We start from the raw sequence: 21,891 nt of genomic DNA on the forward strand, positions 1-21,891 counted from the left end.
GTGTCCCCTACCGGCCTCGAGCGGCCTTGCGCGAGGGCTCGTCCGCGGAGAACACCGAGCGCAGCACCTTGCCGGTGGCCGTCTTCAGCCGGGACACCTCGCGCGGCGTCCCCTCCGCCACCCGCGTTCCTCCCTCCTCGCCTCCCTCTGGCCCCAGCTCCACCACGTAGTCCGCCGACGCGATGACGCTCGGGTGGTGCTCGATGACCACCAGCGTGTCCCCCCGGTCCACCAGCCGGTGCAGGAAGGCGATGAGCTTCGACACGTCCCCCAGGTGCAGGCCCGTGGTGGGCTCGTCCAGCACGTACAGCGTGGGCTCGTGCCGCGTGCTCGCCGTGAGCTCCGCCGCCAGCTTCAACCGCTGCGCCTCACCGCCCGACAGCGTGTTGGAGCCCTGGCCCAGTTGCAGGTAGCCCACCCCCAGGTCCGACAGGCACGTGAGCGGCGCCGCCACCTTGGGCAGGGCATGGAAGACGTCCTTCGCCTCGTCCGCGGACAGGCGCAGCGCGTCTCCAATGGTCAACCCGTGGTAGCGCACCTCCAGCGTCGCCGCGTCGAAACGCGCGCCGCCGCACACCTCGCATGGGGTGACGACGTCCGGCAGGAAGGACATCTCGTGGGAGATGGCCCCCTGCCCCTCGCACGCCGTGCACCGCCCACCGGAAGTCGAGTTGAACGAGAAGCGCGTGGGTCCGAAGCCGCGCACCTTCGCCTCCGGCGTGGCGGCGAAGGCCCGGCGCAGCTCGTCCCACAGCCCCAGGAAGGTGGCCGGCACCGAGCGCGGCGTGCGCCCGATGGGCGACTGGTCCACCGCCATCACCCGGCGGATGGCCTCCACGCCCGTCAGGGACTTGAAGGCCCCCGGACGCGCCGTCACCAGCCCGAGCTTCTCGCGCAGCGCCGGGTACAACACCTGACGCACCAGCGTGCTCTTGCCCGAGCCCGACACGCCCGACACCACGGTGAGCCGCCCCACCGGGATGCGCAGGTCCACGCCCTTGAGGTTGTGGGCCGTCGCTCCCTTGAGTTCGATCCACCGCTCGGGCTCGCCCCGAGGCACCGCCGCCAGCACCGCGGGCTCGCGCAGCGCCCGGGCCGTGGGGGCCTCCTCGTTCTGCAACACCTGATCGGGCGGGCCCTCCGCGAGGATGCGCCCACCGCCCCGGCCTCCCGTGGGGCCCAGCTCGATGAGATGGTCCGCCGCGCGGATGGTGTCCGTGTCGTGCTCCACCACCAGCACCGTGGAACCGGTCTGCACGAGCGAGCGCAGGTTGCTCAACAACCGGTGCGTGTCGCGCGGGTGCAGGCCGATGGTCGGCTCGTCCAGCACGTACATCGCCCCGGTGAGGCCCGCACCCAGCTGCGCCGACAGCCGCAGCCGCTGCATCTCCCCACCCGAGAGCGTGGCCGCGTTGCGATCCAACGACAGGTAGCCCAGGCCCACACGCTCCAGGAAGTCCAGGCGCCGCAACAACTCCTGGCGCGAGGGCTCGCCCAACAGCGCCTGATCCCCACGGAACTTCCACTCCCGCACCTGCCCCAGCGCGGCGGTGACGGACTGTTGCACCACCTCGTGGTAGCGCGACCCCACCAACCGCACCGCGCGCGGCACCGGCTCCAGCCGCGAGCCCTCGCACGTGCGGCACGGCTCCGTCTTGCCCTCGGCCTGCGCCTCAGGCCCGCCCTGCACGCCCGTGCCCTCGCACGCCTCGCACCGGCCCTGCTTCGTGTTGAAGGAGAACCAGCGCGGATCCATCTCCGGCACGGAGAAGCCACACACGGGGCAGGTGCGCTCGCTGGACAGCAGCGTCTCGCGCGCTCCGGCGGTGCGCACCTTCAGCGCCCCCTTGCCCCAGGTGAGCGCCTTGTCGAACACCTCGCGCGGCAGCTTCGCCAGGCGCCCCTGGTACATCACCAGATCGATGTCGTGCTCGCGCGTCTTGACGAGCTGGGGCGGCTGGTCGGTGGAGACTTCCTTCCCGTCCGCGAAGGCCTTCTCGATGCCCGCGCGGGCCGCGGCGGTGAAGACGTCCAGGTAGGTGCCCTTGCGCGCGCGCACGGCGGGGGCGAGCACCGTGCCGTCCCCCTTCATGGCGAGCACCTGCGCGTAGAGCGCCTCGGCGGTGGTGGCGGCGATGGGCTCGCCGTCGTTCGGGCAGTGCGGCAGGCCCAGCTTGGCGAACAGCAGGCGCAGGTAGTGCGCCACCTCGGTGACGGTGGCCACGGTGCTCGTGGAGCCCGCGCGCGAGGTGCGCTGCTCGAGCGCCACGGAGGGCGGAATGCCGCCGATGCGCTCCACGTCCGGGCGCGGCATGCTGGGCAAGAACTGGCGCGCGTAGGGCGTGAGCGTCTCCATGAAGCGCCGCTGCCCCTCGGCGAACACCACGTCGAACACGAGCGAGCTCTTGCCCGAGCCGCTCGGCCCCGTCACCACCGTCATCTTCCCCAGCGGGATGCGGCAGGACACGTCCTGGAGGTTGTGCTCGCGCGCGTGCTCCACCTCGATGGCCGCGGGAGCCTTCGCCGCGTCCTTGCCCCGCTTGACCGGCGTCGCCGCCGCGCCCAGCTCCCCGCGCAGCGCCGCCGCGGTGAGTCCCTGGCCCCGGGCCACCTGCTCCGGCGTGCCCTCGGCCACCAGCAGTCCGCCGTGACGGCCTCCGCCCGGCCCCAGGTCGATGATCCAATCCGCGCCCCGCATGACCACGAGATCATGGTCCACCACGAGGACGCTCGCGCCCTCGTCCACCAGCTCGTGCAGCGCGGCGAGCACCTGACGCACGTCGGCGTCGTGCAGGCCCGCGCTCGGCTCGTCGATGAGGAAGAGTGAGCCCTTGGCCTCGCTGGAGAGGGCGCGCGCGAGCTTCAAGCGCTGCGCCTCGCCACCGGACAGGGTGGACAGGGGCTGGCCGAGCTTCAGGTAGCCGAGCCCCAGCCGGGACACGGGCCCGAGCGTGCGCGCGAGCACCTTGTCGCCCTCGAAGCGCTGGAGCACCTCGTCCACGGTCGCCTCCAGCACGTCCGCCACGGACCACCCCTGGTGGCGGATGGCCAGCACCTCTTCCTTGAAGCGACGGCCCCGGCACACCGGGCACAGGAGCGACACGTCGGCGAGGAACTGCATCTCCACCGTCTCGTAGCCCTCGCCCGCGCACGCCTCGCAGCGGCCCTTGTCCACGTTGAAGGAAAAGTGCGCCGGAGTGAGGCCCCGGGCCTCGGCCTCGGGCTCCGAGGCGAAGCGATCGCGCAGCCGATCCCACGCCTTGGTGTACGTGGCGGCGTTGCCGCGCGAGGTGCGTCCGAGCGGCGACTGGTCCACGAAGGTGATGCGCTCGACGGCCTCCAGCCCGTCCACGGCGTCCGCCTCACCGGGCACCTCGGCGTCCTTCTCGCCCAGGGCGCGCGCCAGGTGCCGGTAGAGCACCTCGTCCATCAGCGTGCTCTTGCCCGAGCCGCTGGGGCCGGTGATGGCGCACAACACGCCGAGCGGCACGCTCACCGAGACGCCCTGGAGGTTGTGGGCCCGGGCGTTGCGCACCCGCAGCTCGCCGGTGCGCGCGCGGGGCTCGCGCTTCACGTCCTCGGTGCCCGCCAGCAGCCGACCCGTGGGCAGGTCCTCGCGCCCGGCCAGCGCCTGGGGCGTGCCATCGAAACACAGCCGCCCCCCGTGCTTGCCCGCTCCCGGCCCCAGCTCCAGCACCCGGTGCGCGGAGCGGATGACGAGCGGATCATGCTCGATGACCAGGGCGATGTTGCCCCGGGTGGCCAGTTCGGCCATGGCGCCCGTGAGCGGCCCCACGTCCGCGGGGTGCAAGCCCACCGTGGGCTCGTCCAGCACGAAGAGCGCGCCGGTGAGCGAGGTGCCCAGCGCCGCCGTGAGGGACACGCGCTGCGCCTCGCCACCAGACAGCGTGCGCGCCGGTCTATCCAGGGTCAGGTAGCCCAACCCCACCCGCGCGAGGTAGCCCAGGCGGCCCGCCAGCTCGCGGCGCACCAGCTCGCCCTGGCCCGTCTGGGTGCGCAGCGACTCCAGGCGCGTGCGCGCGTCGGCCAGCTCCAGCCCATGCCACGCCGCCAGATCCAACCCGCCCACGCGCCATGCCAGGGCGGCCTCGTTGAGGCGCGCGCCCTTGCAGCTCTCGCACAGCGTATAGGCGCGGTAGCGCGAGAGCAGCACGCGCACATGCATCTTGTACGTGCGGCTCTCCATCCACCGGAACCACGCGCGCACGCCCGGGTACACGCGCCCGCCGTCGTAGTCGCCCTCGCCCTGCAACACCCGCTCGCGCTGCTCTGGCGTGAGCTGTCCCCAGGACACGTCCATGGGGATGCGGTGCTGGCGCGCGTAGGCGCCCAGCATCTTGCGCTCCCACTCGGACGTCTTGCCCGACCAGGGGCGGATGGCGCCCTTGGCGAGGCTCAGGTTCGGGTTGGGGATGACCTTGTCCCAGTCGATGCCGATGGTCCTGCCGAAGCCCCGGCACGTGGGGCACGCACCCGTGGGCGACTGGTAGCTGAAGAGGCCGGGCCGGGCCGGCTCGAACTCGCGCGCGCACTTGGGACACACGAGGCCCCGGCGGATGCGCCTCGGCCCCGCCGGCGTGAAGGCCACCGCCTCGCCATGGGACTGGGCCCACGCGGACTCCAGCGCCGCCGTCACCCGCCCGAGCTGCCCCGACGCGAGCTTCACCCGGTCCACCACCACGTACGCCACGCCCGCCGAGTCCGTGGCCTCGCCCGGCTTGAGTGACTCCAGCTCCTTCACCTCGCCGCGCACCATCAGCCGGTGGAAGCCGTCCTTGAGCAGCCGGGCCCGCGCGCCGATGAAGTCCGCGGTGTCCGCGATGCGCACCGGGAAGGTCAGCACCGCCGGGGCGTCGGGCTCGGCGGCGAGCGCGGCCTGGGCGGCCACGCGCGCATCGGTGCGCACCGCCTCCACCCCACACTCGGAGCACACCGGCATCGCTTCCCGGGTGAAGAGCGCCGACAGGTAGGCCTCCACGTCGGCGAGCGTGGCCACGGTGGAGCGCGAGCTCTTCACTGGCGCGCGCCGGTCCACCGCCACTCCGGCGGCCACCGGCTCCAGGGTGTCCATCGGGGGCCGCTCCAGCCGCTCGAGGAACTGACGGGCATAGGGGCTGAAGCTCTCGACGAAGCGGCGCTGCCCCTCGGCGTACAGGGTGTCGAGCGCCAGGCTGGATTTCCCGGAACCCGACACTCCCGTGAGACACACCAGCTCGCCTTCCGCGAGATCCACCGAGAGCGATTGAAGGTTGTGCGTGCGGGCGCCGACGAGGTGTGTCTTGTGCATGGGCGAGCGGTGTTTAACGGCGGAAGTCGGGTCCGCCAAAAGAATCTCTGACATGGGGCTGGGCCTGGTCGCTCGCCCACCACCCCCCCGCGAAAGCCGATAGCATGCCGCCTCCATCCACCTCTCCCGTGAGGCTCCCATGAGTGGACGCATCAACCTGCTGGCCCCCGAGATCCGCGCCAATCCGTACCCCTCCTACGCGGAGCTGCGCCGCCACGCCCCCGTGAGCCAGGTGGATCCCGGTGGAATCTGGGCCGTCTCGCGGCAGGAGGACGTGATGCACATCTTCAAGAACCCCCAGCTCTTCTCCTCCCAGGGCTTCCGCCAGGCCTACCGCCCACCGTGGATCTCCAACTACCCGCTGGCCGACTCGGCGCTCGTGATGGATCCTCCGCGCCACACGCAACTGCGCGCGCTCATCAACCGGGCATTCGGCACCCAGGTCGTCACCCGCATCGAGCCGCGCGTGCGGGAGTTCGCCCAGCGCATCGTCCAGGGGCTGCCCGACGGGCGGGAGGTGAACTTCGTGGAGCACTTCTCGGTGCTCATGCCCATGTACGTGATTGGTGAGCTGCTCGGGCTGTCTCCCGACGTGCAGCCGCGCCTGCTCAGCTGGGTGGAATGGCTCGGCCAGTTCACCGGCGTCGGCCCCGCGGACACCGCGCGCCAGGAGGCCGTGCGCGCCACGGTGAACGAGGCCCGGGGCCACTTCGAGCAGGTGCTGGCCGAGCGCCGGCGCAACCCCGGGGATGATCTCATCAGCGACCTCATCCGCGCGCGCGTCGAGGGCGAGAGCCTGTCGGACACGGACCTGCTCGGCTTCATGTTCCTGCTGCTCGTGGGCGGCATGGAGACGACGATCCACCTGCTGAGCCACTCGGCCCTGAGGATGCAACTGCAGCCGGAGCTGATGACGCAGTTGCGCGCGCAGCCCTCGCTGCTGCCGCGCTTCATCGACGAGGTGCTGCGCCACGAGTCGCCCGCGCATGGCGTGATGCGGCTGACGAGCGAGGAGACGGAGCTGGGCGGGGTGCGGCTGCCCAAGGGCACGCGGCTGCTGATGCTGATGGGCTCGGCCAACCGCGACGAGGCCCAGCATCCGGATCCGGACCGCTTCGACATGAACCGCCCCTCGAGCAACCTGCCCTTCGGGCATGGCATCCACTTCTGCGTCGGCTCCCAACTCGCACGGCTGGAGGCACGGCTGGCCCTGGAGGCGCTGCTCTCCCGCTTCACCCACCTGAGCGCGGGCACCCAGCCCATCCAGTGGAACAGCTCGCTCGTCGTGCGCGGCCCCACGCGGCTGTGCCTCATTCCCCACGAGGGCTGACGCGCACGGACGCCCTCCGGACGCTCGGCAGGCCGGCCCTCGTCAAGCCACCCGACAGCCGCGCTCTGCCCCATCCCGGAAGCGTGGCCATGGTGTAGCCAGGAGGATGCCCCATGCCCGCCGTCGACACCGGCCTGTCCGCCGTCCGGGACGCCGCCACTTCCGCGCTCATCACCCTGGACATGCCGAACCGGCGGGGAGTCGGTTTCGTGGCCACCCCGGGAGGTCAACTCGTCACCAACCTCCACATGGTGGCCGGCTACGAGGAGATCTCTGCGCTGCTCGCCGACGGGCGCCTGCTCCAGGTGGAGCAGGTCATCGCCTTCGACGAGAAGCATGACCTGGCCGTACTCCAGCTCCCCGTGAGCAACCTGCCCGCCCTGCGGCTCGAGTCGGGGGGGATGCTCCCCGTGGAGGGCGATCCCGTCTTCATCCTCCACCCCGCCCCGGGCACTCCGCCCTTCCTCCTGGAGACCCGGGTGCGCTCGGAGCAGGTCCTCGACGAAAGTTTCACCTTCCTCGAACTGGAGGCCATCCTGCCCGAGGACGTCTCGGGCAGCCCGGTGCTGGACGGCACGGGCGCGTGGATTGGCGTGGCCACCTGTGCCTTCGCGGATGGGCGGCCCGTCACCATCGTCATCCCCTCGCGCTACGTCCTGCCGCTGCTGGAGCGCACGGACGTCCTGCCCCTGTCCACCCTCGGTCTCGCCCGGCCCGCGGCCTCGCGCCAGCGGCAGATTCCCACCCACTCCCTGTCCATGCTGGAGGGGTGCGCCCCGGACGTGTTGGAGGAGGTGGCCTACACCCTCCTGCGGGCCATCCAGCTCGGCGCGCCCCTCTACAACCGCGGGGACGCGGCCGCCTGCTACCGCCTGTACGCCCACACCGCCGAGCGCCTCATCCGCGAGCGCCCCGACTGTCCCGGCATCCAGGATGCCCTGCGCCACGGGTTGGAGCGGTGCGCGCGGTCGCAGGGCGCGGACGCGTGCGCCTGGGCCCTGCGGGACACGCTCGACGGCCTGCTGGGCGTCATCGGCCGCTGGCTCCAGGCCCAGTCCGCGCTCGCCTACCGGGCGGCGCCCAAGGCCTATCTGCAATGACTTCCCCCGCGGGGGCGACGCGCCGCGGCAACTTCCGGGCGCGAGTACGCTCGACCCCTCTCCAGGCGAATTCCCTCTCGTGATAGGAACGGAAGGAGCGCGAAGCCAACGCGCCGTCCCCGAGGACGTCACCCCCCCTCGAGAAGGATCGCATGAGGGCCCTGCTGGTTCCATCCGCGAGCATCGATCTGTCGTCCGTGGAGTTGCTGGTGCGCCAGCTCGGGATGACGCCCACCCGGCGCAGTGACGACGAAGCCGCCATCACCGCCTTCCGCCAGTCCCCCTTCCCCCTGGTGCTCATGGGGATGGATGACGAGGGAGACCGCATCGTGCTGGTGCGCGCGCTCCGGGCCTCTCCCAACGGGGCCCAGGCCGCCATCGTGCTGGTGGCCCGCCCCGAGCAGCTCGAGGGGCTCGCGTCGATGATCGACGCCGGGGTGGACGACTTCCTGATGCTGCCCCTGGACGAGACGGCGGCGATGCTCCGGCTGCAACTGGCCGAGCGCCGCCTGGCCGAGCGGCCCGCGCCCCTGCCGGAGAACTTCGAGTTGGATGGGCTGTGCGCGGTGCTGCTGCGCGAGAGCCCCCTGGCCACCTGCATCACCACGCGCGAGGGCAATGCCTTCGTCGAGGTGAACGAGGCCTTCACGCGGCTGTTCGGCTACTCGCGCGAGGAGATGCTCTGGCGCACGGCGCGCGACCTGGACTTGTGGGAGTCACCCATCGAGCAGGAGCGGCTGGCGGCGCGCATGCGCGAGCAGGGCATGGTGCGCGGAGTGGAGTCGCGCGTGCGCACCAAGAGCGGCGAGCTGCGCGACGTGCTCGTCTACGTGGGCATCGCCGAGTACGCGGGCACGCCGCACATCGTGACGCTGTTCCCGGACGTCACCGAGCGCAAGCTGATGCAGGCGCGGCTGCAGCTCGCCGACCGCATGGCGTCGGTGGGCACGCTGGCGGCCGGCGTGGCGCACGAAATCAACAACCCGCTGGCGTACGTGCTGGCCAACCTCGGCTATGCCCATGGCGAGCTGTCGCGGCAGCTCTCGCGGGGAGCACCCGGGGTGCTCCAGCCCGTGAGCACCGCGCTCGGCGAGGCGCTGCATGGAGCCGAGCGGGTACAGACCATCGTCGGCGATCTCAAGACGTTCTCGCGTGAGTCGACCGCCGAGCAGTTCCACGCGGTGAACGTGCGCAAGGTGCTGGACTCCACGCTCAACCTGGCGGCCGCGGAGATCCGCCACCGGGCGAAGCTGGTGAAGAACTACGGGGAGGACGTGCCCCCGATCCACGGCAACGAGTCACGCCTGGGCCAGGTGTTCCTCAACCTGCTGGTCAACGCCGTGCAGTCACTGCCCTCGGATGGGGACGCGGAGCAGCACGAGATCCGCGTCACCACGCGCCTGGACGCGAGCGGCCAGGTGGCGGTGGAGATCGCCGACACCGGAGCGGGCATCGCCCCGGAGCTGATGGGCCGCATCTTCGATCCCTTCTTCACCACCAAGCCACCCGGCGTGGGCACGGGCCTGGGCCTGTCCATCTGCCACAACCTCATCACCGCGATGGGCGGGGAGCTGCACGTGTTCAGCGACCTGGGCCGGGGCACCACCTTCCAGGTGCTGATGCCCTCCTCGCGCGAGCCCATCGTGCCCGCGCTGCTCGAGCCCGTGCCGGAGTACAGCGGAGGGCCGCGGGGCCGCGTGCTGGTCATCGACGACGAGCCCCTGTTGTGCTCGGCGCTCGAGCGGATTCTGCGGCCGCACCACGACGTGGTGTTCACCACGCTGGCGGCCGAGGTGCTGCCCCGGCTGGAGGCCGGCGAGCGCTTCGATCTCATCCTGTGTGACTTGATGATGCCGAGGATGAACGGGATGGACTTCCACGCGGCGCTGCACCGGCTGCGGCCGGAGCTCACCGGCCGGGTCATCTTCCTCACCGGAGGCGCCTTCACCCCGCAGGCCAAGGCCTTCCTGGAGCGGGTGCCCAACCGCCGGGTGGAGAAGCCCTTCAACGCGCGCACGCTGCTGGAGATCACCCGCGAGGTGCTCACCTCCGTGGGGTGAAGCCCCTCAGGACCACTCGGGCGGCGGGACGTTCCACTCCACCCGGTAGAGCGTGAGGGGCTCCTGCTTGCCCTTCACGGGGGTGGGCGGCAGGGGGGTGACGTTCCAGTCGCGCTCGAGCCAGCGCTCGAAGGTCGCCTGGCTCATGACGACTTGTCCCTCGACCGCCACGGAGCACACCCGGCTGGCGACGTTGGTGGCGTCGCCGATGGTGGCGTACTGCAAATACTGCTCGGAGCCGATGTTGCCCGCCGCCACCCGGCCCGTGTTCAACCCCACGTGGATGCTCAACTCGGGCCAGCCCCGCTCGCGCCAGCGCGCGTTCAGTCCCGCCAGGGCCCGCTGCATCTCCACGGCCGCGCGCACCGCCCGCGTCGCGTCATCCGGATGCGCGAAGGGCGCGCCCCACACCGCCATCAGCGCGTCTCCGATGTACTTCTCCAGCGTCCCCTCGTGCCGGAAGACGATCTCCGCCATCACCGGGAAGTAGTCGTTGAGCAGATCCACCACCTGCCGGGGCTCGAGCTCGGAGGAGAGCTTGGTGAAGCCGCTGATGTCCGAGAAGAGCACCGTCACCTCGGTCTCGATCGTCTCCAGCGGGCCGCCCCGGGCCATGCTCAGCTTCTTGAGCGTGGCGGGGGGAAAGAAGCGCGCGTAGGCGTTGCGCATCACGGCCTCTTCCGCCAGCTTCTGCGCCAGGAGCGAGTTGTCCAGCGCGATGGCGGCCTGGTTGGCGAAGGCGGTGAGGAACTCGAGATCCTCCTGGCTGAAGCCGTCGGCGCGCGACAGGTTGTCCACGTACAACACGCCCAGCACCTCGTCGCGGGGCTTGAGCGGGGCGCACATGGACGCGCGGATGGACTGCAACACCACAGAAGCGGCGTCGTTGAGCCGGGGATCCATCCACGCGTCCGAGAAGAGCGCCGCCACGCTGTGGGTGCGCACATAGTCGACGATGCGCTGGCTGTAGAACGCCCCCTCGGGGGCCTCGCCCGTGGACACCCGCGCCACCCGCGGACGCAGCGCTCCGGTGGAGGGATCCACCAGCAGGATGGCCACCCGGTCCACCTCCATGATCTGGAAGACCAGGTCCAGGATGCGCTCGAGCAGCGTCTCGATCTGCCCGGGCGAGGACAGCAACTGGCTCACCTTGAGCAACACCTGGAGCTTCTCGTTGGCCCGATTCTCGTGCGACGCGCGCTTCACCCGGAGCGCCGAGCCCGACGAGGACTCGGGGACACGCTCGAGCAGCTCGTCCATGGCCGCGGGGGAGAAGCGGGTGTTGAGCGGCTGCACCTGCGTGGGCGCCAGCGGCTCGCTCGCCACCGGGGACACCAGCGTGAACCGCACCTCGCCACACCGGAAGGACTCCCCCGCCTTCAACTCCCGGGGCGTGAACTTCTCCAGACGCACCTCGTCCACCAACGTCCCGTTCTTGCTGTCCAGGTCCGTCAGCAGCACGCGCTCCGCCTCGCGCACGAGCAACGCGTGCCGCCGCGACAGGCTCATGTGCAGCACACACAGGCTGCTCTCCTGCGTGCGGCCAATGGTCGTGGTGCCCTCGGGCAGGTCGACGACCCGCTCGTCCAACAGTCCTGGGTTCACGATGAGCTGCATGATGGGTGCGACAGCTTAACACCGGGGTGCTCCCCACCCGACAAGTGCGCGCGCCCCCCCTGGTCTGGTCCACCCGCTCCAGGCAAGATGAATGCCCCAGGTGGACGAATCCGTCCCACGCCCACGTCCCGGACCGCGCACCGCCATGTCCTACACGGAACTCCTCTCGAAGGTTCCCCTCTTTTCCTCCCTGGAGCCGGGTGACCTGGAGCAGCTCTCCGCCCGGCTCCGACCCCGACGGCTGGGCGCCGGGGAGGTCCTCTTCCACCGGGGGGACATGGGCACGGACCTGTACGTCATCCTCGAGGGCGAGGTGACCATCCGCCTGAGCGCGGCGGACGGCAAGGAGGTCTCCCTGGCGCTGTTGGGCCGGGGGGATGCCTTCGGGGAGCTGGCCCTGCTCGACGACGCCCCCCGCTCCACGGACGCCGTGGCGCGCAAGGACACGGAGTTGTTGAGCCTCCAACGAGAGGCCTTCCGGCAGTTCCTCCAGGAGCGGCCCCAGGTGATGCCCAAGCTGCTGGCCGAGCTGAGCCAGTTGGTGCGGCGGGTCACCCGGGCGGTGCACGACGCGAACTTCCTGGATGCGCGGGCCCGGCTGGCGCGCGTGCTGTTGGACCTGGCCCAGAGCCGGGGCAGGCCCGGCGCCCAGGGGGTGGCCATCTCCTCCCGGCTGACCCAGAGCGAGCTGGCCAACCTGTGCGGCCTCACGCGCGAGAGCACCAACCGATGGTTGCGCTTCTACGCGCGCGAGGGGCTGCTCACCTACGAGGACGGCGTCATCACCCTGTTGGATCCCGAGGACCTGAGCCTCAACGCCGACTGAGCCCGGGGCCCTGGGCTCAGCGCGAGTAGTGCTGGCGCAGCACGGAGATCATCGCCGCCACGTCCGCCGCGGCGGCCATCTCACGGATGGAGTGCATGGAGAGCATGGGGCTGCCCACGTCCACGGTGCGGATGCCCAGCTCGCCCGCGGAGATGGGGCCGATGGTGCTGCCACAGCCCAGGTCCGTGCGCGTGACGAAGTTCTGCGGCACCACCCCCGCCTCCCGGCAGCACAGCGCGAACCAGGCCCACGTCTCGCCGTCGGTGGCGTAGGACTGGTTGACGTTGGACTTGATGACGGGCCCCCCGCCCAGCAGTGGCTGGTGCTTGGGCTCGTGCATGGACGCGTAGTTGGGGTGCACCGCGTGCGCCATGTCCGCCGATACCAGGAAGGAGTGGCGCATGGCGCGGTGGAACGCGTCCCGCCGTCCATCCGAGTGCGCGTGGGTCATCCGCTCGAGCAGATCCTTCAAGAAGGGGGACGCGGCGCCCTGGGCGCTCACGCTGCCGCACTCCTCGTGATCATAGAGGACGACGCCCCGGGTGGCCGCCCCCGGTGACTCCAGGGCGAGCAGCGCGGACAGGCCCGCGTGGCTGCTGGCCAGGTTGTCCAGGCGCGGCGCATGGAGGAACTCGCCGAACGCGCCCGAGCGGGTGGAGGGCTGCGTGTCGTAGAGGCACAGGTCATAGCCGAGGAGGTCCCCCGCGCTGGCCTGGACGGAGTGGCGCGCCAGCTCCTCGACGAGCAGCGCCTTCAAGTCCACCGCCCCCGAGCGCTCCAGGGCGAGCACCGGCACCAGGTGCTCCTGGGCGTTGAGCTTGAGGCCGTCGGTGTTGACGGTGCGGTTGAGGTGGATGGCGAGGTTGGGGATGCGCAGGAGCGGACGGCGGAAGTCCACCAGGTGGTGCGCGAGCTTGCCGTCCCTGGCCGTCACCACGCGGCCGGCGAGCGACAAGTCCCGATCCATCCACGTGCTGAAGAGCACGCCGCCATACACCTCCACGCCGAGCTGGTGGTAGCCGGCGCGTCCCGCCTGGGGCTGGGGCTTGACGCGCAGGTTGGGCGAGTCGGTGTGGGCCCCCACGAGGCGGAAGCCCGCGCGATCCACGGGCGTGTGGCCCAGGTGGAAGGCGGCGATGCTGGTATCGCCCCGGGTGACGAAGAACTTGTCACCGGGCTTCAAGTCCCAGGGCTCGCGCTCGTCCAGGGCCCGGTAGCCCTGGGCGGTGAGGCGGCGGCTCGCCTCGGCCACGGCGTGGTAGGGCGTGGGCGAGGCATCGATGAAGGCCAGCAGATCCTGGGCGGCGGCGTCGGAAGCGGAAGCGGAAGCGGTCATCCCCTCCAGGCTAGCGCCCCGGCTGGCCCCCGCCAGGGGAAACGCGGGGCCCGCGCCCGGGAGTGGTTACCTGCCCGACGAGGTGGCGCGCGCGTCCCCCGCTGGCTCCGTTCCCCGGAACACGGCCGGAGTCGAGGCGGAGACCTCGCCCACATAGAAGATGCCGTGGTAGCCCTGGGCATTGAGGCCACCGAAGAGCTGGACGAAGTAGCGGTCTCCATTGTCCTGGCCGCGGGCGGGCTTCACGCCGCAGTCCAGCTTCTGCTCCGGCCCCACGGCGCAGATCCACGCCGTGCCGCTCTTGTAGGCCACGTCCAGCGAGTACACGTCACGCCGCTCCCGCGCCACGCGCAGCCCCATGGGCTGGTAGTCCCGGTTCCAGGGCAGACCCTGGATCTGGCGGGGGTGCAGGTTGCCACTCACCACCAGCAGCGCCCGCCCGGGTGACACGGCGGCCACCTCCAGCACCGTCCGGGCCATGGCCTCCTCGCGCGCCTCACCCTGCGAGGGTGGGTGGTCATACGCGAAGAGACGCACGTCCAGCCCCTGGGCGCGCAGCTTGCGCAGGGCCTCGAGGAGGTAGGCCACGGCCTCGCTGTTGCGGCCATCCGGGTAGGGGCTGCGCCAGAAGGGGCTCTCCATCAGCCTGCTCCAGTCCTCCTCCCCTCCCTCGCTGGCGAGGAACGTCTCCAGCCGCGCCTGGTTGCCGGCGGGCACCTCCACCCCCACCGTCACGGGGATGCCCTGGGTGGCCACCTGGCACGCGCTCTGGGCGACGAAGTGGGGCACCTCCTTCGTGCCATGCACCTCGCCCAGCAGCACCACGTGGCCGGCCCGTGCCAGCCGGCCCAGTCCGAGGATGGGGACGCCACACTCCACCATCGCGTCCTTCATCACCTCCACGTCGGGGCTGGCACTGGACGTCTTCTTCTCGCGAGCGATCACCGGGGAGATCTTCCGGAAGACCTTCCACTCCAGGACCAGGTCGCGCGCGCTCTGCTGGGACTCGCCCACGAGCACGACGGCTTCATCCGACTGCTGCTGCGCCAGCATGGCGGCCATGGGGCTGCCAATGCCCGAGGGGTTGTCATTGGTCCGCCCGTCCACGACCCAGAGCAGCTCGCTGCCCGGCGCCTTCAGGGCCTTGTTGACGCTGCGCGATTCGCGGGTGATGACGAGCTTGCAACGGTGGGGCCCCTCGGGCCGCGCGGTGACCAGATAACGGTGCCAGTAGGCCGACACCCGCGAGCCCGCGAACTCCTCGCGCCACTCCGTCTCCAGCGAGGCCCCGCCCGGCACCTCCCGGAAGGCGAACCCGTTGGCCCGGAAGTACGCACGCACCTGGGGCCACACCTCGTCGATGGGCTGCGCGTAGATGGCCTCCTCGTCGGGGGCGAAGTCCACGAAGCGCGACGTACACCCCGACACCACCACGAGCAGCAACCACCAGCCCCAAGCGCTTCGTCTCATGTCAGGACGTCCTCCCGGCATGCCGGAAGGCCCGGCACACGTCCCCGCCAGTATGCCCTGGTGGAGACGAGGCCGGTATGGCCCCCCGGGAGGAGGACTAGCGCTGGTGCTTGAGACGCGAGCGCTCCCGGTTGCGCAGCCAGAAGCCCGACTGGACGGGCCAGTCCGTGAAGTCGAGCGGATCCGCCCCCAACGAGCGCCGGGCCCGCTGGGCCCACTGGGAGTCGGCGAGCGCCTCGCGGGCCAGCGCCACGAGGTCCGCCCTGCCCTCCGCCACGATCGCCTCCGCCTGCGCCGGCTCGGTGATGGCCCCCACCGCCATGGAGGCCAGACCCGTCTCCTGACGCACACGCTCGGCGTAGGCCACCTGGTAGCCCGGGCCCACCGGGCCGTTGTAGCGGTTGGCGATCCCCGCCGACGAACAGTCGAGCACGTCGACGCCCCGGGCCTCGAGCTCCCGGGCGAAGACCACCGTGTCATCGAGCGTCCAGCCCCCCTCCACGCCGTCGATCGCGGACACCCGGACGAAGACGGGCTTGTCCTGGGGCCACACCGCGCGGACGATCTCCACGAGCTCGAGCGGGAAGCGCATCCGGTTCTCCCGGCTGCCGCCGTAGCGGTCCGTGCGCTGGTTGGAGATGGGCGAGAGGAACTCGTTGAGCAGGTAGCCATGCGCGAAGTGCAGCTCGACGATGTCGAAGCCCGCCCGCAGGGCGCGCTGCGCGGCGGAGCGCCAGGCTCCACGCAAGCGTTCGAGCCCCTGCTCCGTCAGCGCCTCGGGCACGTGCCAGCCCTCGGCGTGGGGCAGGGCACTGGGGGCCACCGTCCGCCAGGGTCCTTCCTTCTCCCCGCGCGCCGCCACGTCGGCCTGGGTCAGGGGACCATCCCCCTGCCAGGGGCGCTGCGCCGAGGCCTTGCGCCCCGCGTGGGCGAGCTGGATCGCGGGCACCGCGCCCTGGGCCTTGAGCAGGGCCGCGACGCGGGTGAGCGCCGCCTCCTGCTCGTCGTTCCACAGGCCCACGTCGCCGTGGGTGATGCGGCCCTCGGGCGAGACACCCGTGGCCTCCACGAACACGATGCCAAACCCGCCCAGCGCGAAGCGGCCCAGGTGGCTGAGGTGGTAGTCGCTCGCGACTCCGTCCACCGCCGAGTACTGGCACATGGGCGAGACCACGGTGCGGTTGCGGGCCTGGACTCCGCGCAAGGTGATGGGCTCGAAGAGTTTCGACATGGAAGAAGCGCTCCCCACGGCACGCCAGGGGCGGCCGGGTCTCGAGAAGGTAGGACCCGTGACGGATGCGCGAGGCGAGCAGGGGTTTCGAGCCACGCGCCCCCGCCCCCATCCCGGAGACGAGCCACTCGCGCGAAGACGAGACGGCGGCCGGCTTCCCCTCCGATGGAGCGGCCTTCGGCACGCGCGTTGCTCAACGCCCGGCACGCGGAGGGAGGGCGGGATGGAACGGCGGGCGGTGTTGGCGGCGGTGGGGCGGGAGGGCTCCGTGGGGGAGGGGTCGGTGAGGGACAGGCCCGGGGAGGCGGATGATACCCGGGAGCGTCTCTTCCGGTTGGGGGCGTCGGCCCTCACCGACCCGGAACTCCTGGGCGTGTTGTTGGGAGGGGGAGCGCGCATGCGAGCGCTGGCCGAGACACTGCTCGCCACGAAGGGGGGACTCAAGGCGCTGGTGCAGCAGGAGCCGCGGGAGCTGAGCGCGCGGCCCGGAATGGGCGCGACGCGCACGGCCCAGGTGCTGGCGGCACTGGAGTGGGGACGCCGGGCACAACGTGCCTCCGAGCGCCGGCCGCGCCTGCGCACCCCGAGGGAGATCTCCACGTACCTGGCGCCGCACCTGAGCGCGCTGCGGCGCGAGGTCTTCCACGTGCTGTGCTTCAACGCGCGCAACGTGCTGCTGCTGGACGCCCGGGTGGCCGAGGGCACCATCAACGCGTGCATGGTGGACCCGCGCGAGGTGTTCGCCGCGGCCATCACCTCGCGCGCCACGGCCATCGTGCTGGCGCACAACCATCCCTCGGGTGACCCGGAACCCTCCGGGCAGGACCTGAGCCTCACCGCCCAGCTCATCGAGGCGGGCCGGGTGCTGGGCATCAAGGTGTTGGACCACGTGGTGATTGGGGATGGGAGCTACAGCTCGCTGGTGGAGCGGGGGGAGCTGCCACGGATGTGCGGGGAGAAGACGTCATGGGGCATGGCGGGAGAGCGTGGATGAGGCTCATGGGAGTGATGAGTGGGGTGGCGTGTGGCACGCCGGAAGGGGCGGTCCAGGTGGAGGTGTTGGAGGACGAGGTGGCGCAGGTCGTCCCGGTGGGGGGCGGCGAGGCGCGGGTGGTGCCGCGCGCCACGCTGCCCCGGGACGTGCGGGAAGGAGACGTGGTGCGCGAGGGCCACGTGGACAGGGAAGTGGGAGCCCGGCTCGCGCGGGAGGTAGCCGAGTGGCGGGCCCGTCTGGCCGTCAGCGTACCTGACGGGCTGGACCTGGACTCAGGAGCCCCTGAGTCGTTGACGGGGCGGAAGGAATATTGAAGATGCGACGGATGCCGGTGGACCTGCCCCATTTCGAGCAAGCCCAGGAGGGATTGGTCCGCCATTTCGGGCTGGCCGAGTTCCGCCCGGGGCAGGCGCAGGTCATCAGCTCCGTGCTCAGCGGGCGCAACACGGTGGTGGTGATGCCCACGGGGGCGGGCAAGAGCCTGTGCTACCAGCTCCCGGCGATGCTGCTGCCCGGGGTGACGCTCGTCATCTCCCCGCTCATCGCGCTGATGAAGGATCAGGTGGAGCAGCTCACCGCGCGAGGCATCCCCGCCACGTTCATCAACTCGTCGCTGTCGGACATGGACCGGGCCGACCGCATCCGGCGCCTGCGCGCGGGCGAGTACAAGCTCGTCTACGTGGCGCCCGAGCGCTTTCGCAGCCCGAGCTTCCTGGACGCGCTGGCCCAGGTGGGCGTGGACTTGCTCGCGGTGGACGAGGCGCACTGCATCTCGCAGTGGGGCCATGACTTCCGGCCGGACTATGCGCAGTTGGGCCAGGTGCGCAAGCGCCTGCGGCCGCCGCGCACGGTGGCGCTCACGGCCACGGCCACGCCGGAGGTGCGCGACGACATCGTGCGCTCGTTGTTGATGAAGGACCCCCAGGTGTTCGCCGAGGGCTTCGACCGGCCCAACCTCTTCCTGGAGGTGTTCGACGTCGGCGGGGACGAGGACAAGCGCCGGGCGTGCGCGGGGCTGGCGAAGCTGGGGGGCAGCGGCATCATCTACTGCTCCACGCGCAAGTCGGCGGAGAACACGCACTCGGCGCTGTGCGAGCGGGGAGTGAACGCCATCCTCTACCACGCGGGCATGGACGACGACGCGCGGCGCCGGGCGCAGGACGAGTTCATGTCCGGCAAGGACGCGGTGGCGGTGGCCACCAACGCCTTCGGCATGGGCATCGACAAGCCGGACATCCGCTTCGTGGCGCACGCGAACATCCCCAAGGCGGTGGAGGCGTACTACCAGGAGATCGGCCGCGCGGGCCGGGACCGGGGCCCCGCCTTCGCCGCGCTGCTCTTCAACCACGCGGACGTGTACACGCAGGAGCGGCTCATCCAGGGCAACCACCCCTCGGAGGCCGTCATCTCCGATTTGTGGAACGTGCTGCGCGAGGTGCCCGAGTACGACAAGGGCCAGCACGTGCTGGCGGCGCAGACGGGGGCGAGCGAGTTCGAGATCTCCGCCGCGCTGCGCATCCTGGAGCGCGAGGGCAAGGTGGAGCGCGGCAGCCGGGGCGAGGGCGAGTACGGGATTACGCTCACGGACAAGGCGCCCACGACCCAACCGCATGCGCCAGACGCGCGGCGGCTGCTCGCCTCGTTCCTGGAGACGTTTCCCGTGGGGCGCTCGGCCACCACGCAACTGCCCATCCTCGCGCGGCGCACGGGCCTGTCCTCGGAGGACATCCAGCACGCGCTCAAGCTGCTGGAGCGCGCGGGGGCGGTGAAGGTGCGCCGGCCCTTCTCCGGGCGGACCATCCGCGCGCTGGAGCAGGTGCCGTTTCGCGAGCTGGGGGTGGACCTGAGCAAGGTGCGCGAGCAGGAGCGGCGCTCGCTCATGCACCTCAAGCAGATGACGGACTACGCGTACACCAAGCGGTGCCGCCGTGCCTTCATCCTCAACTACTTCGGGCAGCAGGACGTGGACGCCACGTGCGGCAACTGTGATCGGTGCGCGGGCAGCCGGCTGCAGCGGCTGGAGGGGATGGCGCGTTCGTCCACCGCGCCCCGGGCCACGCCGACGCTCGCGCCGGGCCGGCCCGAGGGCTACAGCGAGCTGGCCGCCACGGAGCTGAGGCGCTGGCGCAAGGAGCTCGCGAAAGACTTGCAGGTGCCCCCCTTCATCATCTTCAACGACGAGACGCTGCGCGGACTCGCCGCGGCGCTGCCCATCGAGCGCGAGGCGTTCCTCGCGGTGAAGGGCACGGGGGAGAGCCGCTGGGAGCGCTTCGGCGTCAAGGTGGTGGAGATCTGCCTGATGGCGCGGGCCGCGGGCCACGAGCCCATCGCCGTGGCCCCTACCCCGCCCCGCGTCCGCAAGGGCTCGCGGAGTTCGCGCTCCTGACAAAGGTGGCGTTCTGAGCCCGAACGTGGAGGCGGCGGGAAGTGAACCCGCCGCTCGGAGCATCCGGAAAGAGCGCTCCTATTCGGTTGCACGCGGTTGCCATGGGGGGGTGCTGACGCACGGGTTTGCACGGGTGCGCTGCGAGCGTTGCAAGCATTGGTCAGCTCTGGAGCGCCTCCGCCACCGGCCGGATGACGTCAGTGGCATCGTCCACTGCCGCAAGCGCCTCGTAGAGCGCCTCGTGGAGCTGTCCGGAGTCCTCGGAGAGGGCGAACCCGAGAGCGGAAGCTGCGCGAGCCTTAGAGAAGAGCCGGAGTACCTCCGGCCTCTTTGCTTCATCGTCTTCCTCATCCAGGCGGAGGTACTCGTCATCGAGCCGGGCAGCGAGGCTCTCGATCTTCCGGAGCAGATCGCGCTCCACCTCCCCCCCCTGGCGGAGGTGCTCGAGTGCGGCGACAACCTCTTCACCTTCAAGACCCACCCGCGAGGCTACAAGCGTACAGGCAACCCGCGTGGCCTTGCGTCGGTGCTCGGGTGTCGCGTGCCTGAAGCTCTCGGCCAGGTCGGGAGAGATCGAATCCAAGCGGAACATGATCACGGCACCTTCAACGGCGTCACGGGGACCGCTCCGGCGCCCTCGATGGCAGCCGCGCAGGAGGGACAGATGGGACGAGTCGCGCCGACCTCGAGGAGGCGCAATCCGTTCTGCTGAGTGAAGTTCACGATGTCGGCCTCCGCGTGACCAAGGCCCGGAGCAAGCGTCTCTCCTGGCTTCAGGAGCACACCCGGCCGCAGGTAGCCACGCGGCTCGCTCGTGCCGATCAGCATACGCTGTGCTCCGCTGGCGTCCTCAGCCAATCCCACGCCCATCGTGATACGCCCCTGCTGAGCGGAAGGGAGCGCGGCCCGCAGCTCTGCCACTCTGGCGGTCGTTCCTCCTGCATCTGTGGCCCCCGCGCGTACCTCGGCTCCGGCTGCGCTGGCTTCTGCCCGCTCCAGCACACTGCCCATCATCAGGATGCTCAAGACCGAGGCGAGAACGGCGTTCTGCACCCCTTTGAGTCTGGCGGCGCGCTCGAAGCTTTGTGCGAGCACGTGGCGCAGCCTCATGCCGCCCGCTTCGCGGGAGGGAATCAACTCATCGAGGAAGCTCCAGCGCACGGTGCAGGAGGGCAGAGAGGTACACACCAGGCCCAGGGCCTGGTCCGCCAGGGGCCCACCCGTGGCGGCCACCTGAGTCTCCAGTTGGCCGAAGAGAGTCCGGGCACGCGAGTCCCCCCGTTGAGCGTCCGCGTACACCTGCTCGAGGTGAGCGGAACGGTGCACCAGCAGCACGTCGGAGCCCTTGGCCCGCAGCCGCCCCCGCTCGTCACAGTACAGGGAGTAGTCGAAGGGAGGAGCCACATCCTGGCGCAGTTGCTCGAGTGTTACCGCCTCGTCCTCATCGCAACTGCTGCCTGCGAGCACCAGGCTGAGTCCCGCCAGCACCAGGAGTCGTAGCCATGAATGCATGGCGTATTCTTGCACTTGCCCGCGCGAAGCCTCAATGCCGCTGTGGCAGCGAAGGTGTCCAGCGAAGGTGTCAAAGGACTCGTTCCGACCTCTCGTCTCCTACGAATCGTCCGACACCTTCTCCGGGCCTTCTCCGGCCGCTTCGCGTCTCACTCCTTCGTTGACGGGTTTGTCCGGAGACGGCAGGTTGCCCACGAAACGACGTCGCGGCGTGGAGACCTTACTTGCCGGACGCGGGCGCGGCCTCCGCCGGTGCTTGTTGGGCGGCCGGATTGCTCGGACGGAAGATGCAGGCGACGGCGCCGTCGGTCAAAACGACCTGGTAACGCAGGTCACAGTTGAGGCCCGCGAACAGCACGGGGAGCTGCTGGTTTCCCCAGCTGTTGGGCAAGAAGACGATTTTCTGGCCCGGTTTGCAGTTGTCCACCTGTCGCAAGTTCTTGGTTTCGCAGATGACGTCCTGCGCGATGTCGGTCGCGGCCACGCCTGGTGCCGCGGGCGTCTGCGCATTGGCGCCAGCCTGCTGGCAGCCCGCCAGCGCAGCGGTGGCGACCACTGCCGAAATGACCTTCATGCGGATGTTCGAGTTCATGTTTTCCCCTTGAGGAAGCCGACTCCATCACAGAAACCGGCTCCATCGGCTCCCAGTCCCAAGGTGTCTCCTGGGAAGGTGTCAAAGGACTCGTTCCAACATCTCGTCTCCTGTCGGGTAGACCGGGGC

General features: G+C 70.7%; 15 protein-coding genes. 7 read left to right on the top strand and 8 right to left on the bottom strand.

All coding sequences use genetic code 11. The annotated features are described in order from the left end of the window. Nucleotides 1-7 precede the first annotated feature (7 nt). Nucleotides 8-5,308 carry an excinuclease ABC subunit UvrA gene (uvrA, locus tag D187_RS32700; RefSeq protein WP_002628028.1) on the bottom strand — a complete coding sequence of 1,767 codons (5,301 nt, stop codon included), beginning with the start codon at nt 5,306-5,308 and terminating at the stop codon, nt 8-10. A gap of 139 nt (nt 5,309-5,447) precedes the next feature. Here uvrA and D187_RS32705 point away from each other — a divergent pair, with 139 nt between their 5' ends. From D187_RS32705 to D187_RS32715, 3 genes are all read left to right on the top strand, one after another. After that, entirely contained in the window at nt 5,448-6,638 is a 1,191-nt protein-coding gene (locus D187_RS32705) for a cytochrome P450 (RefSeq protein ID WP_002628029.1), read from the top strand. Between the two features lie 113 nt (nt 6,639-6,751). Then, nucleotides 6,752-7,738 carry a S1 family peptidase gene (locus D187_RS32710; protein WP_002628030.1) on the top strand — a complete coding sequence of 329 codons (987 nt, stop codon included), beginning with the start codon at nt 6,752-6,754 and terminating at the stop codon, nt 7,736-7,738. 152 nt (nt 7,739-7,890) lie between these two features. Next, nucleotides 7,891-9,798 (top strand): ATP-binding protein, encoded by a 1,908-nt coding sequence (locus D187_RS32715; protein WP_002628031.1) that lies wholly within the window; start codon nt 7,891-7,893, stop codon nt 9,796-9,798. A 6-nt stretch (nt 9,799-9,804) separates the two neighbouring features. On the opposite strand, the gene D187_RS32720 is transcribed toward D187_RS32715, so the two are convergent. Beyond that, nucleotides 9,805-11,415 (bottom strand): adenylate/guanylate cyclase domain-containing protein, encoded by a 1,611-nt coding sequence (locus tag D187_RS32720; protein WP_002628032.1) that lies wholly within the window; start codon nt 11,413-11,415, stop codon nt 9,805-9,807. Nucleotides 11,416-11,560: 145 nt separating this feature from the next. Between D187_RS32720 and D187_RS32725 the strand changes: the two genes are divergently transcribed. Next, nucleotides 11,561-12,241, top strand: coding sequence for a Crp/Fnr family transcriptional regulator (locus tag D187_RS32725; RefSeq protein WP_002628033.1), 681 nt, complete (start codon nt 11,561-11,563; stop codon nt 12,239-12,241). A gap of 16 nt (nt 12,242-12,257) precedes the next feature. Here D187_RS32725 and D187_RS32730 read toward each other — a convergent pair whose 3' ends face one another. The 3 genes from D187_RS32730 to D187_RS32740 all read right to left on the bottom strand — a co-directional run bounded on the left by D187_RS32730 (nt 12,258) and on the right by D187_RS32740 (nt 16,278). Beyond that, a complete protein-coding gene (locus tag D187_RS32730) occupies nt 12,258-13,577 on the bottom strand; it encodes a M18 family aminopeptidase (RefSeq protein WP_002628034.1) in 1,320 nt (439 codons plus the stop codon). Between the two features lie 66 nt (nt 13,578-13,643). Further along, on the bottom strand, nt 13,644-15,047 hold the full coding sequence (locus tag D187_RS32735; protein ID WP_002628035.1) for a hypothetical protein: 1,404 nt from the start codon (nt 15,045-15,047) through the stop codon (nt 13,644-13,646). Nucleotides 15,048-15,144: 97 nt separating this feature from the next. Beyond that, complete coding sequence (locus D187_RS32740) at nt 15,145-16,278, bottom strand: NADH:flavin oxidoreductase/NADH oxidase (RefSeq protein WP_002628036.1); 1,134 nt, start codon at nt 16,276-16,278, stop codon at nt 15,145-15,147. A 223-nt stretch (nt 16,279-16,501) separates the two neighbouring features. On the opposite strand from D187_RS32740, the gene radC reads away from it, so the two are divergent. Genes radC through D187_RS32755 form a run of 3 tightly spaced genes read left to right on the top strand, consistent with a single transcriptional unit; the run spans nt 16,502 to nt 19,658 of the window. Next, nucleotides 16,502-17,272 carry a RadC family protein gene (gene radC / locus D187_RS32745; RefSeq protein ID WP_043432542.1) on the top strand — a complete coding sequence of 257 codons (771 nt, stop codon included), beginning with the start codon at nt 16,502-16,504 and terminating at the stop codon, nt 17,270-17,272. Beyond that, entirely contained in the window at nt 17,269-17,586 is a 318-nt protein-coding gene (locus D187_RS32750) for a hypothetical protein (protein WP_051256646.1), read from the top strand. Before radC ends, D187_RS32750 begins: the two co-directional genes overlap by 4 nt. 2 nt (nt 17,587-17,588) lie before the next feature. Further along, nucleotides 17,589-19,658 carry a RecQ family ATP-dependent DNA helicase gene (locus tag D187_RS32755; RefSeq protein ID WP_002628039.1) on the top strand — a complete coding sequence of 690 codons (2,070 nt, stop codon included), beginning with the start codon at nt 17,589-17,591 and terminating at the stop codon, nt 19,656-19,658. Between the two features lie 160 nt (nt 19,659-19,818). On the opposite strand, the gene D187_RS32760 is transcribed toward D187_RS32755, so the two are convergent. The 3 genes from D187_RS32760 to D187_RS32770 all read right to left on the bottom strand — a co-directional run bounded on the left by D187_RS32760 (nt 19,819) and on the right by D187_RS32770 (nt 21,762). Next, nucleotides 19,819-20,250: a hypothetical protein gene (locus D187_RS32760; RefSeq protein ID WP_155893752.1), complete on the bottom strand. Its 432-nt coding sequence runs from the start codon at nt 20,248-20,250 to the stop codon at nt 19,819-19,821. A 2-nt stretch (nt 20,251-20,252) separates the two neighbouring features. Next, a complete protein-coding gene (locus D187_RS32765; RefSeq protein ID WP_162159725.1) occupies nt 20,253-21,185 on the bottom strand; it encodes a hypothetical protein in 933 nt (310 codons plus the stop codon). Between the two features lie 205 nt (nt 21,186-21,390). After that, entirely contained in the window at nt 21,391-21,762 is a 372-nt protein-coding gene (locus D187_RS32770; RefSeq protein WP_002628041.1) for a hypothetical protein, read from the bottom strand. Nucleotides 21,763-21,891: the final 129 nt, after the last annotated feature.

Source organism: Cystobacter fuscus DSM 2262, assembly GCF_000335475.2.
GTDB lineage: Bacteria > Myxococcota > Myxococcia > Myxococcales > Myxococcaceae > Cystobacter > Cystobacter fuscus.

Excerpts from the sequence above, each read along its gene's own strand:
- D187_RS32770 (WP_002628041.1), bottom strand. The coding sequence starts at position 21,762 with ATGAACTCGAACATCCGCATGAAGGTCATTTCGGCAGTGGTCGCCACC.
- radC (WP_043432542.1), top strand. The coding sequence starts at position 16,502 with ATGGAACGGCGGGCGGTGTTGGCGGCGGTGGGGCGGGAGGGCTCCGTG.
- D187_RS32705 (WP_002628029.1), top strand. The coding sequence starts at position 5,448 with ATGAGTGGACGCATCAACCTGCTGGCCCCCGAGATCCGCGCCAATCCG.
- D187_RS32735 (WP_002628035.1), bottom strand. The coding sequence starts at position 15,047 with ATGAGACGAAGCGCTTGGGGCTGGTGGTTGCTGCTCGTGGTGGTGTCG.
- D187_RS32710 (WP_002628030.1), top strand. The coding sequence starts at position 6,752 with ATGCCCGCCGTCGACACCGGCCTGTCCGCCGTCCGGGACGCCGCCACT.
- D187_RS32730 (WP_002628034.1), bottom strand. The coding sequence starts at position 13,577 with ATGACCGCTTCCGCTTCCGCTTCCGACGCCGCCGCCCAGGATCTGCTG.
- D187_RS32750 (WP_051256646.1), top strand. The coding sequence starts at position 17,269 with ATGAGGCTCATGGGAGTGATGAGTGGGGTGGCGTGTGGCACGCCGGAA.
- uvrA (WP_002628028.1), bottom strand. The coding sequence starts at position 5,308 with ATGCACAAGACACACCTCGTCGGCGCCCGCACGCACAACCTTCAATCG.
- D187_RS32720 (WP_002628032.1), bottom strand. The coding sequence starts at position 11,415 with ATGCAGCTCATCGTGAACCCAGGACTGTTGGACGAGCGGGTCGTCGAC.
- D187_RS32715 (WP_002628031.1), top strand. The coding sequence starts at position 7,891 with ATGAGGGCCCTGCTGGTTCCATCCGCGAGCATCGATCTGTCGTCCGTG.
- D187_RS32725 (WP_002628033.1), top strand. The coding sequence starts at position 11,561 with ATGTCCTACACGGAACTCCTCTCGAAGGTTCCCCTCTTTTCCTCCCTG.
- D187_RS32755 (WP_002628039.1), top strand. The coding sequence starts at position 17,589 with ATGCGACGGATGCCGGTGGACCTGCCCCATTTCGAGCAAGCCCAGGAG.
- D187_RS32740 (WP_002628036.1), bottom strand. The coding sequence starts at position 16,278 with ATGTCGAAACTCTTCGAGCCCATCACCTTGCGCGGAGTCCAGGCCCGC.
- D187_RS32760 (WP_155893752.1), bottom strand. The coding sequence starts at position 20,250 with ATGTTCCGCTTGGATTCGATCTCTCCCGACCTGGCCGAGAGCTTCAGG.